The organism is Nonomuraea montanisoli (assembly GCF_013363975.1).
Classification (GTDB): domain Bacteria; phylum Actinomycetota; class Actinomycetes; order Streptosporangiales; family Streptosporangiaceae; genus Nonomuraea; species Nonomuraea montanisoli.
Window position 1 is genome coordinate 247,391 of sequence record NZ_JABWGN010000007.1, and the last position, 15,951, is coordinate 263,341.

Below are 15,951 nucleotides of genomic sequence, written 5' to 3' on the forward strand. Positions count from 1 at the left end.
AAGGCGCGCCCCAGAGACGCACGCCTCAGAACTGAACAGAGCCGCAGCCTCAGTAGGGCCGGCAGCTCAGAAAACCTGACCAGAAGTCCGAAAGGAACCCGCGAAGACATGACCGTTTCCCCCGACCTCGTCGAAGCCGTGCGGGTGCGCCTGGCGAGGGCAGGCGTCGAGCCCAGCGCCGCCCAGGTCGCCGTGGCGCTCCGGGCCGAGAAGTCCGTGTACGGCGACGCCGAGATCCTGGCGGTGGCCCGGGCGCTCTGCGCCGACCTCATCGGTGCCGGCCCGCTGGAGCCTCTGCTGGCCGAGCCGGACGTCACGGATGTCCTCGTCAACGGCCCGAGGGAGGTATGGGTCGACACCGGCCATGGGCTGCGCCGTACCTCGGTCACCTTCACGGACGACGGGGCCGTGCGCCGGCTGGCCCAACGCCTGGCCGCCGCGGCGGGCAGACGGCTCGACGACGCCTCCCCCTATGTGGACGCTCGGCTCGCCGGTGGCGTCCGCCTGCACGCCGTCCTGCCTCCGGTGGCTCCCGGCGGCACCTGCCTGTCGCTGCGTCTACCGCCCAAGCGCACGTTCACGCTGGCGAGCCTCGTCGAGGCGGGCACCGTGCCACCCGCGGCCGTCCCCGTGCTCACGTCGATGGTGTCGGGAAGGCTCGCGTTCCTGGTGACGGGCGGCACCGGCACGGGCAAGACCACCCTGCTGTCGGCCCTGCTGTCGCTGGCCGACCCCCGCGAGCGCCTGCTCCTCGTGGAGGACTCGGCCGAGTTGCGCCCTCTGCACCCGCATGTCGTACGTCTGGAGTCCCGTCCCGCCAACCTGGAGGGAGCGGGAGGGGTGGAACTCCGCGATCTCGTACGGCAGGCGCTGCGCATGCGCCCGGACAGGGTTGTGGTGGGCGAGGTACGGGGCGCGGAGATGGTGGACCTGCTCGCGGCCCTCAACACCGGCCACGAGGGCGGCTGCGGCACACTTCACGCCAACGCGGCGGCGGACGTGCCGCCACGGCTGGAGGCGCTCGGCTGCGCCGCCGGGCTGACCAGAGAGGCCGTCCACAGCCAGCTCGCCGCGGCCCTCGACGTGGTGGTGCACCTGGCACGCGGACGCGCGGACGGCCGCCGCCGGGTGGCGGAGATCTGCCTTCTGTCCCGCACACCCACAGGCTTCGTGGAAGCTGTCCCGGCCCTGAGCTTCGACGCACACGGCCGCTCCCACTTCGGCCCCGGCTACGACGCCTTGACGACAAGAACACCGCCGTGAACGTCCCAGCTCTGACATGGCGGGCACGCAAGGTCAGTCGCCTCATGACCGAACATGATGCCGTCCGCCTGATCAGGTCGAGGGCAGCAGAGATGCCGTCACGCCACCCACACCGGCACAACCAGGGTGCGGCCCCGCAACGCGCTGGATGAACACACCGAGGAGCCTGGCGAAGCCGACCTGACCATGAAGCAACCACGCCGACACTCCGACAGGCCGACACGCTGGACAGTCCGGCGAGACCAACCCGACCGCGAACCACCCACTTCGTCCCGTCGGGCACATCTGTGCAACCACGACAGCAAAGAAGCCGCGAACCACTGCACAGTCACCGATGGACGCCACCCTCACCCCCTCAACGGGCAGACGCCCCTTCAACAGGCAGACACCCCCTCAACGGACAGGCGCACTCCCTCAAAGGGTTGGCACGCCCCCAACAGGCAGACACGCCCCCTCAACAGCAGGAAGGAGAGAAGAACCCCGATGACGGCGCTCACGGCCGCGATGTGCGCAACCATCGCCGTCTGGCTGTGGACCGGCCCCGAGGCCGCCGAGACCCGGCTACGTCGCATGATCTCGCCGACCACACTCGGGCGTCCGTTCCTGTGGCACTCCGTACGACGGCTGGCGACGCGCCCGAGCCCGGCCAGGCGAGCCGACACCTGGCGCAGAGCCACGATCGAGCTGTGCCAGTCCCTGACCGCCGAGCTCACAGCAGGCCGTACCCCCGGCGAGGCCCTGACCAGAGCCCTGGAAGCCGTCGACTTCCCCGACCCGGACGCTCTGCGGCCCGTCGTCGCGGCGGCCCGGGACGGCGGGGACGTGGCGAGCGCCCTCGCGTCGGTGGCGCCGGCTCAGGGAGGCGAGGGACTGCGCCGCCTGGCCGCGTGCTGGGAGGTCAGCGTGACGGCCGGAGCCGGTCTGGCGGCCTTGGTGGACCGGGTCGGAAGCACGTTACGCACGGCCCAGACTCACAGGCAGGACGTCGCCGCCCAACTCGCCGGCCCCCGCACCACGGCCCGAATGCTCGCCGCTCTGCCGGTCCTCGGCATCGTCATGGCCGCGGCGCTGAACATGCATCCGCTGGACTTCCTGTTCGGCAGCCTCCCAGGGCTGGCCTGCCTCGCGGTCGGCATCGCCCTGGACGCCTGTGGCCTGTGGTGGACGCACCGCATGGCGGTACGAGCCCAAGCGTCCTGACCAGGCCGGTCCGTACCAGTGGACGGGACGACGTCCCTCACTCACCAACATCGATGAGCGCAGCCCCGGCGAATACACACCCGCCTACATAACTGAGCCCCACGTCAACCCGCTGAGACCGCCGGTGCCGCCCACCGCGTACACAGATCGCCTCATTGGGCCTCATCACGCCCTGCGGACTATGAGTCCGACTGCGCTGAGAACCCGGAGGGCAGACCAGTCGCAGTCGAGCCCCGAAGCAGCAACATGACCACCAAGGTGGTGCCAAAGAGACGACTCGGCAATGGCAACCTACGGCCCCACGTGGCGAGCCGACCGTCAGTCACCAGAGATCCACGCAGCCCAGGCATCCACGCCCGCCGACTCAACAACCGCTCCGACCGAATCGGACCTCCCAATGCTGCCCCTGCTGTCCGCTCTGTGCACCGGCCTGGCCGTGTGGCTGTACATCTCCCCGGCGACCCCGGCCGAGCGGCTGGCCCACCTGCTTCCCCGGCCAGAAACCACTCTCGAAGCCAATGAACCGTCGCCACAGCAAGCACTCGCAACCCCCCACATGGCGGACGAAGCACTCCAGAAAGGCAACCCGCACCAAGAAGACAACCCGCGCGCCCTCGAAGATCCGCGCCGTCTCCCCGATTGGTCAGCGGCGACGTCCAGAGCCACGTCACGACGGCCGGACCGCCGTACCGTGATCGTCAGTGTGACCGCGGGCGTCATGACCACCCTCGTGATCGGCGGCATCCCAGGAGCCGTAGCCGGCCTGCTGGCCCTCTCTGTAGTCGGTGTCGCATTGCACCGCCGACCAGACCCTGCGATGCGCCGTGCCCAGGAGCAGATCACCGCCGATCTGCCGTTCGCCGCAGACCTGATGGCCGCCTGCCTCGTCGCGGGCCGACCCGTCGGCGCGGCCACCGAGATCGCCGCCAACGCGGTCGCAGGCCCGCTCGGTCAACGCCTCTCCTGGGTGAGCACCCAGCTCCGGCTCGGCGCCGACCCGGAACCGACCTGGGCCCACCTGGCCCGGGACCCCTCCACGGGGCAACTGGCCCGAGCCATGACCCGCGCCGCCGCGAGCGGCGCCCCGGTCGCGGAAGTCCTCATGCGCGTGGCGGACGACGCTCGCGAGACCGCCCGGACGACCTCTGTCGCCGCCGCCCGAAGCGTCGGCGTCAAAGCGGTGGCGCCCCTCGGCCTGTGCTTCCTCCCGGCGTTCGTCCTCCTCGGCATCATCCCCGTCGTGGCCGGCCTGGCGTCCACAATCGTCCTCCCCTGACCCAGGCACCGGCCGTCGCGGCTGACCTGCGCGGGTTCCCCCGCTGCCGTCGGTCATCTGAGGATGCCGCCATCTCCCGCTGACCGCCGTCGTGGCAGTGAGGACGGCCCGCCGGGACGCCAACGCGGCATCCGGCGTCATCACGGGCACGGCGGGACCGCCGCTGATCTGGTCGGTCTACCTGACGGTGGGGCCGAGGCTCTGTGATCACACCTCGCAGAGTGGACCGTACGGGCTGGCCTGGGCGGGCGTGCCGACGGCTCTGGTCACCACGCTGGCGGCGGCCACCTGGGCGGTCGGCGGTGGACCGAAACGAATCCTCGCCCAAGCAGACGAGGCCGGGCCAGCAGCCGGAAACCCCGGCCCCAGACGATCACCGCACCCGTGGCCGCACTTCGCGGCAGTGTGGCAGGAGTTCTGTCTCGCCAGGCATGTCCGGAACGCGCAAGCGTAGGCCGAGACGCCGTCCCTCAAGCGCTCCATCCCGCGGCTTCACTTTCCACAACTCTCCGGCCTGCGGCCCGCGCGTCTCCGGCCTGCGGCGCGCGGATCCGCGACTGCTCTTAGGTCCCGGAATCTTCCCATCCCCATCGCCGCAAAAATGCGCCAGGAACCGCCATCCCGCGAGCCCTTCACTCGACACAACTCGGACCCCGGCACCTCAATATCCGCAAGTAACCAACCCTCGCCGTCATCCCCGTCCCGCTCCGTCCCGCGCTCCGGTGGAGCTTCCATCGCCGCCCTCCCGGATCGTTCGCCCACAGATATCCACAGCCAAGCTCCCATCGCTGCTCCTTACCCACAGAACGCCATTCGGCGGATCGCCCCCACACCAGTTCCCGCGACGCTTTGACCGCAACGCCGGGCCCACCCCGGCACCGAGCCGCCTGGAGGCATGATGTGCGACCCCATCACCCCGCGAGAGACCTTCCCCCCGGCCCCCGAGGAGCCCATGGCTGCCTCTCAGGGCGACGCCTGGCGCCGCCGTGCCAGGCGCCGGCTCGCCGAGTGGGCCCACTACGCAGTGGCCAACGGTGATCGAGGCATGTCCACAGCCGAGTACGCCGTCGGCACCATCGCCGCCTGTGCCTTCGCGGCGCTGCTGTTCAAGGTGGTCAGCAGCCCGGAGGTGCAGCAGATGCTCTCGGCGCTCATCGACCGCGCCCTCAAGACGGGCACGTGACCCTGCCCCGATCGCCTGCGGCCCGACGATTCACGCGATCGAAGTCCAGGGGGTCGGTGACCGCCGAGACGGCGGCCGTCCTACCCGCTCTGATGATCGTGCTGGCCGCAGCGCTGTGGGCGATCCAGGCCGTGGGAACACATCTCGAGTGCGTGGACGCGGCTCGCGTGGGAGCGCGGGCAGCCGCCCGAGGGGAGCCCGTGGACCAAGTACGCGAGGTGGTCCGCTCGGCGACCCGACCCGATGCCCGCGTGGACGTGCTCCGAGGTCCGGAGCGTACGCAGGTGAGGGTGGCAGTGGACGTACGACCGGCTTGGGGTACGGCTCTCCCGCCAGTACAGGTATCGGCCACCGCTTCCGCAGCGACCGAAAACTGAAGAGGACGATTCCGGCGCAACGGTGGGCGGCGACTCGCCCCCGACCGCCGCAGACAGGCGCGGAGCCAGACGACGCCCGCAGGACTCCGTGCACAAGTGTGGAACCAGGAGACAACCGGTGGCCAACTCGCCAACGACCATCGAGTCGCCGGGCTCCACGGCCCCGACGCCGCACCGAAAACAACAAGCGCCTCCTTGCCGAGAAGCGGCAGGAGAACAGCCGCCGCTGCCCCGACATGTCGCAGCAGTGAGTGACCACGAAGTGCTGAGCCTCAATTCCGAGAGACGCAGTGATCCACGGACAAGATTCAGGAAGAGCGCTGCCGACGCATGAGGCGTAGAGACGTGATGCCTACGCATGGGAGACGGCGCGCCGGGGCCGCCCGACCGGCAGGACTGCCCTGCACCGTGCCGCGTGGCCGGTCCGCCGGCGACGAGAAGCGTGCCTGCGCATGAAGACAACAAGAGGTGTGATGCCTTCGTGTGTAAGACAAGCGGCGCGGCACCGACGAAGCTGACTAAAACCGGTGCATATAGCCCAAGAGGCGCCGACGCGTACAGGACACCTGAGGCGAAGTGCTGATACAGGCGAGGTGCTGATACATGGAGAAAGGCCTGAAGTGTTTCCCCTGAATCGAGAAGTCGGCGGACGCGACCGAGGCTCCGCGACGTTGTGGGGTGTCGCACTCATGGGGATCCTGATGTCGGTCGCCATGGCGTTCGCTGCCGTGGCGGCCGCGCGAGTGGCCCGCCATCGGGTGAACACCGCCGCGGATCTCAGCGCACTGGCCGCGGCCAAGCTGGCGATAGCGGACCCGGACGAGGCGTGCCGGAGGGCGGCCATCGTGGCTGCGGAGAACGGCGCGACTCTCATCAAGTGTCAGATGAACGATGAGATCGCTGATGTCTGGACATCCCTAACGGCTCGACTGCCATTCGTGGGGCCCCGATCGTTGACGGGCCGCTCACGCGCCGGCCCAGGCCGTGAAGGACAAGCTGTCGATCAAGCGGAATCGCCAAGCGCGCTCGATCGGCCTGCATCACCGCAACGCCATGAATCCAGGCATCAAGCAACGTCGAGCAACCTCTAATTGGACGAAGCCCGGCCACTGATCACGCATGCCCAACACCGTGTGAAGAGCGCCCACAGACCCCCTCTGTCGGCATGAGTGAGACCACGCAGATCACACGCCACATCAATGATCAATTCGTGGACAACACAGCAGCCTGCGCTGCACTCAATCCACATCAGCGCCCAGCAGGGTGTTCAGAAGGCGGATGGCGCCGCGCTTGTCCAAGGGTTCGTTGCCGTTGCCGCACTTGGGGGACTGGATGCACGAGGGGCAACCACGTTCGCACTCGCAGGAGGCGATGGCCTCGCGCGTCGCCGTCAACCAGTCGGCCGCGCGGGCGAACCCGCGCTCGGCGAAGCCCGCACCCCCCTCGTGCCCGTCGTACACGAACACCGTGAGCAGACCCGTGTCCGCGTGCAACTCGGTGGAGACGCCGCCGATGTCCCAGCGGTCGCAGGTGGCGAAGAGCGGCAGCAGGCCGATGGAGGCGTGCTCGGCGGCGTGGGCTGCGCCGCCGAGGTCGATGCCGTCCTCGGCGAGCGGCACCAGTACCGAGGCGGGAAGCGTCCACCAGACGGCCCGGGTGCGGAGAGTGCGCGGCGGGAGGTCGAGGGGCTCGTCGCCGAGCATCTCGCCCGACTGGAGACGTCGTTTGAGGTACGAGACGACCTGGCGGGTCACCTCGACCTCGCCGAAGTGCAGCTCGCCCCGTCCCAGGGCTTGCGAGCGAACGGAGGACAGCACGGAGATGTCAGTGACATCCCGGGCGAACGTCGCATAGTCCGGCTCGCTGCTGCTGACCAGAGCGACCCCGGCTTCCAGATCGAGTTGCTCGACCAGAAAGGTCTCGCCTTGGTGCAGATACACAGCGCCCGTGTGGACCGTCGTGTGCGCCGACGGTTCGTCCACGCTGCCCAGGAGCCGGCCGGTGGACACCTCGACCACCTGGATCGGAGCGCCGCCAGCGCCCCTGATGTCGGCGAGGTCGGTGGCCCTGTCCCGCCGGGTCCAGAACCAGCCTGCGGGACGCCGCCGCAGCAGGCCCTGGGCCGCCAGGTCGTCGAGGAGGCCCGGGGCCGTGGGGCCGAAGGTGGCCAGATCGTCCTCGGTCAGCGGGATCTCCGCGGCCGCCGCGCAGAGATGCGGACCGAGGACGTACGGGTTGTCCGGGTCGAGCACGATGGCCTCGACAGGTCGGCCGAACAGCGCCTCCGGGTGGTGAACCAGGTAAGTGTCCAGCGGGTCGTCCCGAGCGATGAGGACGGCCAGCGCGTCCTGACCGTCGCGACCCGCCCGACCAGCCTGCTGCCAGAGAGAGGCCCGGGTGCCGGGCCAGCCGGCGATCAGCACGGCGTCCAATCCAGAGACGTCGACGCCCAGCTCAAGGGCGTTCGTCGTGGCCAGGCCCATGAGAGAGCCGGAGCGAAGCGCCCTCTCCAGCTCCCGACGGTCTTCGGCGAGGTAGCCGGCCCGGTAGGCGGCGACTCTGGCAGGCAGATCCGCCACGCCGGAGTGGCCCCCAGGCGGCGCGTCAGCAGAAGCGTTGGACGACGCGCCGGCGGACGTGCTGGGCGACGGGCCGGCGGACGCATCGACGGGCGTGCTGGACGACGGGCCGCCGGACGTGCTGGATGACGCGCCAGCGGAGGCGTCGGCGGACGTGCTGGGCGACGGGCCGGGCGACGGGCCAGTGAACGCGTCGGTTGACGCGTCAGCGGTGGCGTCGATCGGCGTGCTGGATGACGCGTCAGCGGTGGCGTCGATCGGCGTGCTGGATGACGCGCCAGCGGAGGCGTCGAGGGGCGTGCTGGACAACGGGCTGGGGGACGGGCCAGTGGACGCGTCGGCCGACGCACCAGCCGATGCGTTGGCCGATGCGTCGGGCGACGTACCGGCCGACGCGCCGGGCAACGTCCACGAGGCGGCTGCCGGCGAGTGGGCCGTGGTCGGGCCGCCTTCGGTGCGGTCCGCCGACGAATCGATCGTGGACGAGAGGGGGGTGAAGTCATCCTCTGGTGATCGTTGGCCCGGCAGTTCGTTCAGGTGGAAGTGGGGATCAAGGAGGTCATGGTGGTCAGGGAGTTGTGGTGGGGCGGCTGCCTCGAGGTGGCCGTGGGAGCCGGAGGCGCGAAGGCCGTGACGACCGAGGGAGAAAGCGACGTCGGCGAGCTTGGCGCGAGCCGACAAGGCGACCGTCTCGGCGCCGCGGCGCGAGCGGACGAAGGCCAGCGTGCGCACGTCGGCCAGCACCAGGTCCGCCAGCAGGTCGGCGGCCTCGGCCGTCGCCGTGCGGCGCACCGGGGCGCCGCCCTCGCCGCGCAACTCCGTCAAAGGCGGCTCCCACAGAGCGAACGTGGTCGCGCCCTTGGGGGAGGCGTCCACGGTCACCTCGTCCATCTCCAACCCCGTCAGCCGCCGCGCGAACGCCCCCGGCTCGCTGGCCGTCGCCGAGGCCAGCATGAACACCGGACGAGAGCCGTACCGGGCACAGACCCGGCGCAGGCGGCGCAGGATCTGCGCCACGTGCGAGCCGAACACCCCTCGGTAGCCGTGGCACTCGTCCACCACCACGAGGCGTAGCCGGCGGAAGAACGACGACCACTGCGAGTGCCGGGGAAGGATGCTGCGATGCAGCATGTCGGGGTTCGTCAGGACGTAGTTGGCGTGCTGGCGCACCCACGTCCGTTCCTCGAACGGTGTGTCACCGTCGAACGTCGCCGCCCGCACCTGCGCGATGCGCAGCTCGCGCAGCCCGCGGAACTGGTCGGCGGCCAGCGCCTTGGTCGGCGTCAGATAGAGAACGGTGCCGCCGTCGAGACAGGAGGCCACCGCCGGAGTCAGGTACGCCAGCGACTTGCCCGAGGCCGTGCCCGTGGAAATGATCACGTTTCGGCCACGATAGGCCAGGTCGGCGGCTTCGTACTGATGAGGCCACATGCCGGGGATGCCGCGGTTCGCCAAGCGCGTAACCAGGAGTTCCGGCGCCCAGTTCGGCCATCTCGCTTGACCGGCTTGACGTGCTGGAACATGCTCCACATGGGTGACACGCTCGTGACGTGCGGGAACGCCGAGCAGGTGCCGCAGGAGTGGACCTGGTCGGTGTGGGGAGGAAGCGGTGGAAGTCACTGTTTCCAGTCTGCATCCGTGGGCAAAGTCGTCGGGAATCGTGATTTCGTGTAGACACAAGCGAGACGCATGGTTGAATGCCGCGCGTCAGGGTCGGTCGGCCAGGGGCTATGCTCCGGACGACCAGGCTCATAAGGGTACTTTCGCAGGCGAGGCGCTGGAGGATCTGTGGATCTGAAGTTGGATCACCGCACCGAAGACGGACTCACCATCGTCGAGGTTGAGGGTGAGATCGATGTCTACACCGCGCCGAGATTGCGTGAGCTCCTCATCGATCTGGTGAACAAGGGCAACTTCCACCTTCTCGTCAACATGGAGAAGGTTGACTTCCTGGACTCGACCGGCCTGGGCGTGCTGGTCGGGGGGCTCAAGCGGGTTCGGGCGCACGACGGCTCGTTGGAGCTGGTCTGCACGCAGGAGCGTATCCTCAAGATCTTCCGGATCACCGGTCTGACGAAGGTCTTCGGGATCTACGCTTCCGTCGACGAAGCCAAGGAAGCTCACGGCAAAGACAAGTAGTCATGGCCACTGTCGAGCTCACGTTCAGTGCCCTCCCCGCGCATGTGCGGACCGCCCGGCTGGTGGCCACGGCGATCGCCCGGCGCACGGGCGTGGAGGAGTCACTGCTGGACGAGGTCAGGCTCGCCGTGGGTGAAGCGTGCTCTCGGGCGGTGGAGGCCCATCGTGCCCACTGCCCGGGCGAGCCCATCCGCATCGAGCTGCGTGACGACTCCGGACGTTTCGAGGTAACGGTAAGCGACCAGGCCCCCAGCGACGAGATCAAGCCGGAGCAGCCCCTGGATCTGGGGATGCTCTCGGACCCGTTCGCGACGGGTTTCGGCATCGCGGTCATCGCGGGCCTGGCCGACGATGTCGAGGTATTCCCCAGTCCCAAGGGCATGCGCATCCGCATGAGCTGGCCTGCCGCCCCCAACGGCCGCCTTCCCGTGTAGATCCCCGTAGATCCCTTTTCTGGTGCTTCATGTGGTTGCGTGGGCTTCACGTGGTTATGTGATGGTTGGTGTTTCGCGTGGGTGCCGGCGCTCCTCGTACGGTGCCCACGTGGCCGCCTCTTCGCAGCGCCCGCAGGTCCGGCGGTCGACAGGGCCGGCGTGGCGGTAGGGCCGATGTGAGGGGCGATCCGCTGTCGGCGGGATCCCCGGTCGTGGTTGATGGCGGTCGTGGTTGTTGGCGGCCGTGGGGAGGTTCGGCCTTCGGGGCGCGGACGGCTTGGGTTTCACGGTTTCTCGGGTGTGGATGGCGGCTTGGGCTGCCCGGTTTCTCGGGGTTCCGGAGCGTAGAAGGTGCTTCGGTGTCTGTGCCCCCACGCATCGTTTGGCGTGCGCGCCTGTGGTGGCTTCCCCGGGAGTGGGTTCCTAGAAGTGGGTTCAGTGGGCGTGCATCGGCTAAGTCGTCGCCCTTGCTGGCTGCGTTCCACAGGCGATGTGGCGGCCGCATAGGCGTGCATGAGCCTGGCGTGTTCAGGTGTGGGCGGGGCCGTGCGGGGGTGTAGCGGGCACTTGCGCGCTGGCCGGCATCAGGAGCCGCAGTCAGTCATTCGATGAGTGGATGTTGGTGCGCGGGCTCGGCTGGGCTGGCTTGCTGGGGGCTCGGCGGGCGCGTGCGGCCGTTTCGCCTCTCGTGGTCGATCCAGCTTGTACGGCTCAGCACGGTGGGCCCCATCCGCCGACCGGGGCTGGGCGCTGTCCAGGGGCACGCTCCTCCAGCGGCGCAAGCTGAGCGCCGTGACGTGCGCACCGGACCCATGGCCTCCGCTTGGCGGGAGGAGGAGGCGCACGCTCTGGTTCAGCCCGAGGCGTGATCAGCCCGAGGCGTGCCCCCGACAGGTGGGTCGATACGTGCATCTGACACTGCGTCGATGCCTGCACCTGATGCGTGGGTCGATACAGGTGGGTCGATGCGTGGTCGAGTGCAGCCGGAGCACGTGAATCGGGGGGCATTGTCGGCCGGGTGAGGCTCGCCAGCTGAGATGGGGATACCTCCGGTGGCCGATCTGTCGCCTCAGGACTCCTCTTGCACGGTCGGATTCCCTGCGCCGGTTGGACTCTCAAGGTGTGGATCGCCTCTTGGGGGCGGGTTTCCTCTGGAGGTGTGGATCGTCGCTCGGGGGGTGGGCTTCCTCTGGAGGTGTGGATCGTCGCTCGGGTGGTGGGCTTCCTCCGGAGGCGTGGATCGTCGCTTGGGAGGCGGGCTTCCTTCCAAGGCGTTGAATCGTTGCTCGGGGGCGGGCTTCCTGCCAGGGCGTGGAACGCCTCCGGGGATTGATCGCCTTTCAGGATTCGGTCGCCAAGGGCGACTTTGATCTTCCGGTCGAGTTTGATCATTGAGAAAATGCTGACCGCTTGGCCGGGTTTATGTCAGCCGCTAAGTTGATGTTGATCTTTCGGGTGGAGTTGAACTTCCGGCCGACAGCACCCGTAGCTCTGGATGCACATGCAGTCCCCTGACTGTGCACAACACTTCCGGGCCTGAGCGCAAACCACGTGACGTCGATGAGGGGGAGAACTCGGGGGCCGGAGTTCGGAGAGCCCATGGTGCTCAGGGCGGAGAGCCGGGATGTGGATTCAGGGAGCGGACTGAGGTTCCGAGGGCTGCCCCGCCTCCGGAGGCGCTTTGAGGGGTGACGTGCGCGCCAGAGAAGGCTCTGTGGGATGGCGCGACGCGGGACTGAGTCCTGAGGGTGACGTGCCCCCCGGGAAGCTTGGAGAGGTGACGCGCCCCCGAGCAGGATCCGTAGGGACGGTGTCCCGACGAACGACGGTGGAAAACCAGGGCGGTGCTCAGCAGCCTGAGGGAAGTGCGGGATCGGTGGTAAGGGTGCCCCTGGGGCTGGGGGGTCTTTCGGGCGTGTCGTTATCGCTTGTTGTCAGGGCCGTAAACTGGCGGAAATTTGCCTTGTCAGTTCCCAAATCGCCCCCCTGTCAGCGGTTTACTGGACGCGCGCACAATTAACCGGCTGCAGAGCCTTCATATCCTGGCAGACGCTGCGTAGACTCCCGGCACCGGCCAAGGTGATCCGGCGGAACTGCGGACTCAACCGGAAGCGGCACCCACAACCCGGATGGTGCCGCACCCGCCAGCCGATGTTCGCAGCACCGCCCGGGCAGGACGACCGGTCTTGCCGAGGAGAACCCGATGTTTAGGCACGTGCTGGCCGCTGAGCCAGCGTCCAATCTGGCCCTGAACGGTAACAATCTCACCATCGTGATCGTGGTCGCCGCGGTCGCACTGATCGCCCTTGCCGTCGCCGGCGGCCTGGTGCGTGAAGTGCTGCGCGCCGACCAGGGCACCGAGCGCATGCAGAACATCGCCCGGGCCGTGCAGGAAGGCGCCGCCGCCTACCTGACGCGGCAGTTCCGCACGTTGGCGATCTTCGTCGTCGTGATCCCCTTCCTGCTGCTCCTGCTACCGGGCGAGACCGATGTGCGCATCGGCCGCTCCATCTTCTTCGTGGTCGGCGCGGTGTTCTCCGCGCTGACCGGGTTCATGGGCATGTGGCTGGCGGTGCGCGGCAACGTGCGCGTCGCCGCCGCGGCCCGCGACACCGGCGAGAAGCGCGCCATGCGCATCGCCTTCCGCACCGGTGGCGTCGCCGGCATGTTCACCGTCGGCCTCGGCCTGCTGGGCGCGGCGGTCGTCGTGTTCCTGTACCAGGGCGACGCGCCGGGCGTGCTCGAAGGCTTCGGCTTCGGCGCGGCGCTGCTCGCGATGTTCATGCGTGTCGGCGGCGGCATCTTCACCAAGGCCGCCGACGTCGGCGCCGACCTGGTCGGCAAGGTCGAGCAGGGCATCCCCGAGGACGACCCGCGCAACGCCGCGACCATCGCCGACAACGTGGGCGACAACGTCGGCGACTGCGCCGGCATGGCCGCCGACCTGTTCGAGTCGTACGCGGTCATGCTGGTGGCCAGCCTGATCCTGGGCAAGGTCGCGTTCGGTGAGCAGGGTCTGATCTTCCCGCTCATCGTCCCGATGATCGGCGTGGTCACCGCCATCATCGGCATCTTCGTGACCGGCATGCGCGACCGCGACCGCAGCGGCATGTCCGCCATCAACCGCAGCTTCTTCATCTCCGCCGCCATCTCCGCGGTGCTCGTCGCGGCCGCCGCGTTCTGGTACCTGCCGGACAGCTTCAGCGGTCTGAGCGGCTCGGCCGTCAAGTCCGACGCCGACCCGCGGCTGATCGCCATCGGCGCCGTGCTCATCGGCCTGGTCCTGGCCAGCGCCATCCAGCTGCTGACCGGCTACTTCACCGAGACCAACCGCCGCCCGGTCCGTGAGATCGGCGAGAGCTCGGCCACCGGCCCCGCCACCGTCATCCTCGCCGGCATCAGCGTCGGCCTGGAGTCGGCGGTCTACTCCGCGCTGATCATCGCGGGCGCGGTCTACGGCGCGTTCCTGCTGGGCTTCGGGAACGTGACGATCGCGCTGTTCGCGGTGGCGCTGGCCGGCACCGGTCTGCTCACCACGGTCGGCGTCATCGTGTCCATGGACACCTTCGGCCCGGTCTCCGACAACGCCCAGGGCATCGCCGAGATGTCCGGCGACGTCGAGGGCGAGGGCGCCCGGGTGCTGACCAGCCTCGACGCCGTCGGCAACACCACCAAGGCCATCACCAAGGGCATCGCGATCGCCACGGCCGTGCTCGCGGCGACCGCGCTGTTCGGCGCGTTCCGCACGGCGGTGGAGTCGCAACTCGCGCAGACGTCGTCGTTCAGCCTCAGCATCGACCAGCCGAACGTGCTGGTCGGCCTGATCGTCGGCGCGGCAGTGGTGTTCCTCTTCTCCGGCCTGGCGATCATGGCGGTCGGGCGGGCCGCCATGCGGGTGGTGTTCGAGGTGCGCGACCAGTTCCGCAACAAGCCGGGCATCATGGACGGCTCCGAGAAGCCCGAGTACGGGCGGGTCGTCGACATCTGCACCCGTGACTCGCTGCGCGAGCTGGCCACGCCCGGTCTGCTGGCGGTCATGACGCCGATCGCGGTCGGCTTCGCCTTCGGGTACGCCCCGCTGGGCGCGTTCCTGGCCGGCGCGATCGCCTGCGGCACGCTGATGGCGGTGTTCCTGGCCAACTCCGGTGGCGCCTGGGACAACGCCAAGAAGCTGGTCGAGGACGGTCACCACGGCGGCAAGGGCTCCGAGGCCCACGCCGCGACGGTCATCGGCGACACGGTGGGCGACCCGTTCAAGGACACCGCCGGTCCGGCCATCAACCCGCTGATCAAGGTGATGAACCTCGTCGCCCTGCTGGTGGCGCCGGCCGTCGTGATGTACGCGAGCAACACCGCCCTGCGGGTCGGGGTCACGGTGCTAGCGCTGGCGGTGGTGGTCGGGGCCATCGTGGTCTCCAAGCGCCGCTCGGCGACCAGCGAGCCGGCCAACAACCACAAGCGGGAGCAGACCCCGGTCGCGTCCTAGAGCGCAGGTCGCGTCCTGCCTTCTGGGGTTGGCCTTCTGGGGCTCGCTCTCGTGGTGCTGGCCTCCTAGGGCTGGCCTCTTGGTCCTGGCGGGTCGCGTCGTCTGAGGCGCCCGTCCTTCCCGGTGATGCCGGGGAGGGCGGGCGCTTTCGCGTTTCGGGCCCGGGGGAGGCTGGGGCGTTTCTGGGGTGAGCGCCTTCTGGGGTGGGCGTCTCACGCAGAAGGGCGGCTGTTTCAGGGTTTCAGGGCTTCGGGACGTCGGGTTTGGTGCTTCGCCCTTTCGGTGCGGGGTGCGGGGTGCGGGGTGCGGGGGTACTGCGAGAAGGGGGGCCAGGCCGGGAGGTCGTGTGCGGGGTGTCTCAGGGGCAGGTGATCGGTCCCGTACGGGACACCTGACCCCCTCGATGGGAAACTGTGCGGATGAACGACAAGCGGCCGACCGGTGGAAAGACGCTGGCCTTCATCCTGCTCGCGATGCTGATCATTCTGGCGGCGATCGTGGCGCTGGCCATGTGGGCGTCGAGGGGGGTGTGAGGAGGTGCCGACGCTGATCGTGCTCCGCCACGCCAAGGCCGCGCACGTGCCCGGGTTGAGCGATCGTGAGCGGCCTCTGACCGAGCGGGGCGAGCGTGACGCCGGGCGCGCCGGTGACGGGGTGCGTGCCATGGGGCTGGTGCCCGACCTCGTCCTGTGCTCACCGGCCGTACGCACGAGGCGCACCGCCGAGCTGGCCTTCCCGGACGTCGAGGTGAGCTACGAGCGCGACATCTACGAGGCGTACCCGGACGAGCTGCTGGAGCTGGTCAGGCGCACCGACCCCGAGGTCGGCACGCTCGTCCTGTGCGGGCACAACCCTGGGGTCCACGAGCTGGCGCTCGGTCTGGCGGGCGGCGAGTACGGATTCCGGCCGGGGTCGTTCGCGGTGATCCGGACGCAATCGTCCTGGGTAGACCTGTCCCCAGGGGAGGGACACCTGGTCACGCGCTGGGATCCCAAGGAACACTGACCAAGGGCG

General features: G+C 69.1%; 11 protein-coding genes. 10 read left to right on the top strand and 1 reads right to left on the bottom strand.

Annotated features, from left to right (window positions below; genetic code table 11):
• Positions 1 to 108 precede the first annotated feature (108 nt).
• The 6 genes from HTZ77_RS19465 (at position 109) to HTZ77_RS48745 (ending at position 6,390) form a co-directional block, all read left to right on the top strand.
• On the top strand, positions 109 to 1,263 hold the full coding sequence (locus HTZ77_RS19465; RefSeq protein WP_175591039.1) for a TadA family conjugal transfer-associated ATPase: 1,155 nt from the start codon (positions 109 to 111) through the stop codon (positions 1,261 to 1,263).
• 483 nt (positions 1,264 to 1,746) lie between these two features.
• The gene (locus HTZ77_RS19470; protein ID WP_175591040.1) at positions 1,747 to 2,463 is read left to right on the top strand and encodes a type II secretion system F family protein; all 717 of its coding nucleotides are present in this window, start codon (positions 1,747 to 1,749) and stop codon (positions 2,461 to 2,463) included.
• 397 nt (positions 2,464 to 2,860) lie between these two features.
• Positions 2,861 to 3,739: a type II secretion system F family protein gene (locus tag HTZ77_RS46325; protein ID WP_235994874.1), complete on the top strand. Its 879-nt coding sequence runs from the start codon at positions 2,861 to 2,863 to the stop codon at positions 3,737 to 3,739.
• Between the two features lie 952 nt (positions 3,740 to 4,691).
• A complete protein-coding gene (locus tag HTZ77_RS46330; RefSeq protein ID WP_235994875.1) occupies positions 4,692 to 4,922 on the top strand; it encodes a DUF4244 domain-containing protein in 231 nt (76 codons plus the stop codon).
• Between the two features lie 56 nt (positions 4,923 to 4,978).
• Positions 4,979 to 5,299, top strand: a complete 321-nt coding sequence (locus HTZ77_RS46335) for a TadE family type IV pilus minor pilin (protein ID WP_328808658.1) — start codon at positions 4,979 to 4,981, stop codon at positions 5,297 to 5,299.
• Between the two features lie 620 nt (positions 5,300 to 5,919).
• On the top strand, positions 5,920 to 6,390 hold the full coding sequence (locus HTZ77_RS48745; protein WP_407940526.1) for an Rv3654c family TadE-like protein: 471 nt from the start codon (positions 5,920 to 5,922) through the stop codon (positions 6,388 to 6,390).
• Between the two features lie 147 nt (positions 6,391 to 6,537).
• On the opposite strand, the gene HTZ77_RS46340 is transcribed toward HTZ77_RS48745, so the two are convergent.
• Entirely contained in the window at positions 6,538 to 9,309 is a 2,772-nt protein-coding gene (locus HTZ77_RS46340) for a DEAD/DEAH box helicase (RefSeq protein ID WP_175591321.1), read from the bottom strand.
• Positions 9,310 to 9,666: 357 nt separating this feature from the next.
• Here HTZ77_RS46340 and HTZ77_RS19495 point away from each other — a divergent pair, with 357 nt between their 5' ends.
• From HTZ77_RS19495 to HTZ77_RS19510, 4 genes are all read left to right on the top strand, one after another.
• On the top strand, positions 9,667 to 10,017 hold the full coding sequence (locus HTZ77_RS19495) for an STAS domain-containing protein (RefSeq protein ID WP_101786510.1): 351 nt from the start codon (positions 9,667 to 9,669) through the stop codon (positions 10,015 to 10,017).
• 2 nt (positions 10,018 to 10,019) lie between these two features.
• Positions 10,020 to 10,451: an ATP-binding protein gene (locus HTZ77_RS19500; RefSeq protein ID WP_175591042.1), complete on the top strand. Its 432-nt coding sequence runs from the start codon at positions 10,020 to 10,022 to the stop codon at positions 10,449 to 10,451.
• 2,203 nt (positions 10,452 to 12,654) lie between these two features.
• On the top strand, positions 12,655 to 14,937 hold the full coding sequence (locus tag HTZ77_RS19505) for a sodium-translocating pyrophosphatase (RefSeq protein ID WP_175591043.1): 2,283 nt from the start codon (positions 12,655 to 12,657) through the stop codon (positions 14,935 to 14,937).
• A 537-nt stretch (positions 14,938 to 15,474) separates the two neighbouring features.
• Complete coding sequence (locus HTZ77_RS19510; RefSeq protein ID WP_328808659.1) at positions 15,475 to 15,942, top strand: SixA phosphatase family protein; 468 nt, start codon at positions 15,475 to 15,477, stop codon at positions 15,940 to 15,942.
• The last annotated feature ends 9 nt before the right edge of the window (positions 15,943 to 15,951 follow it).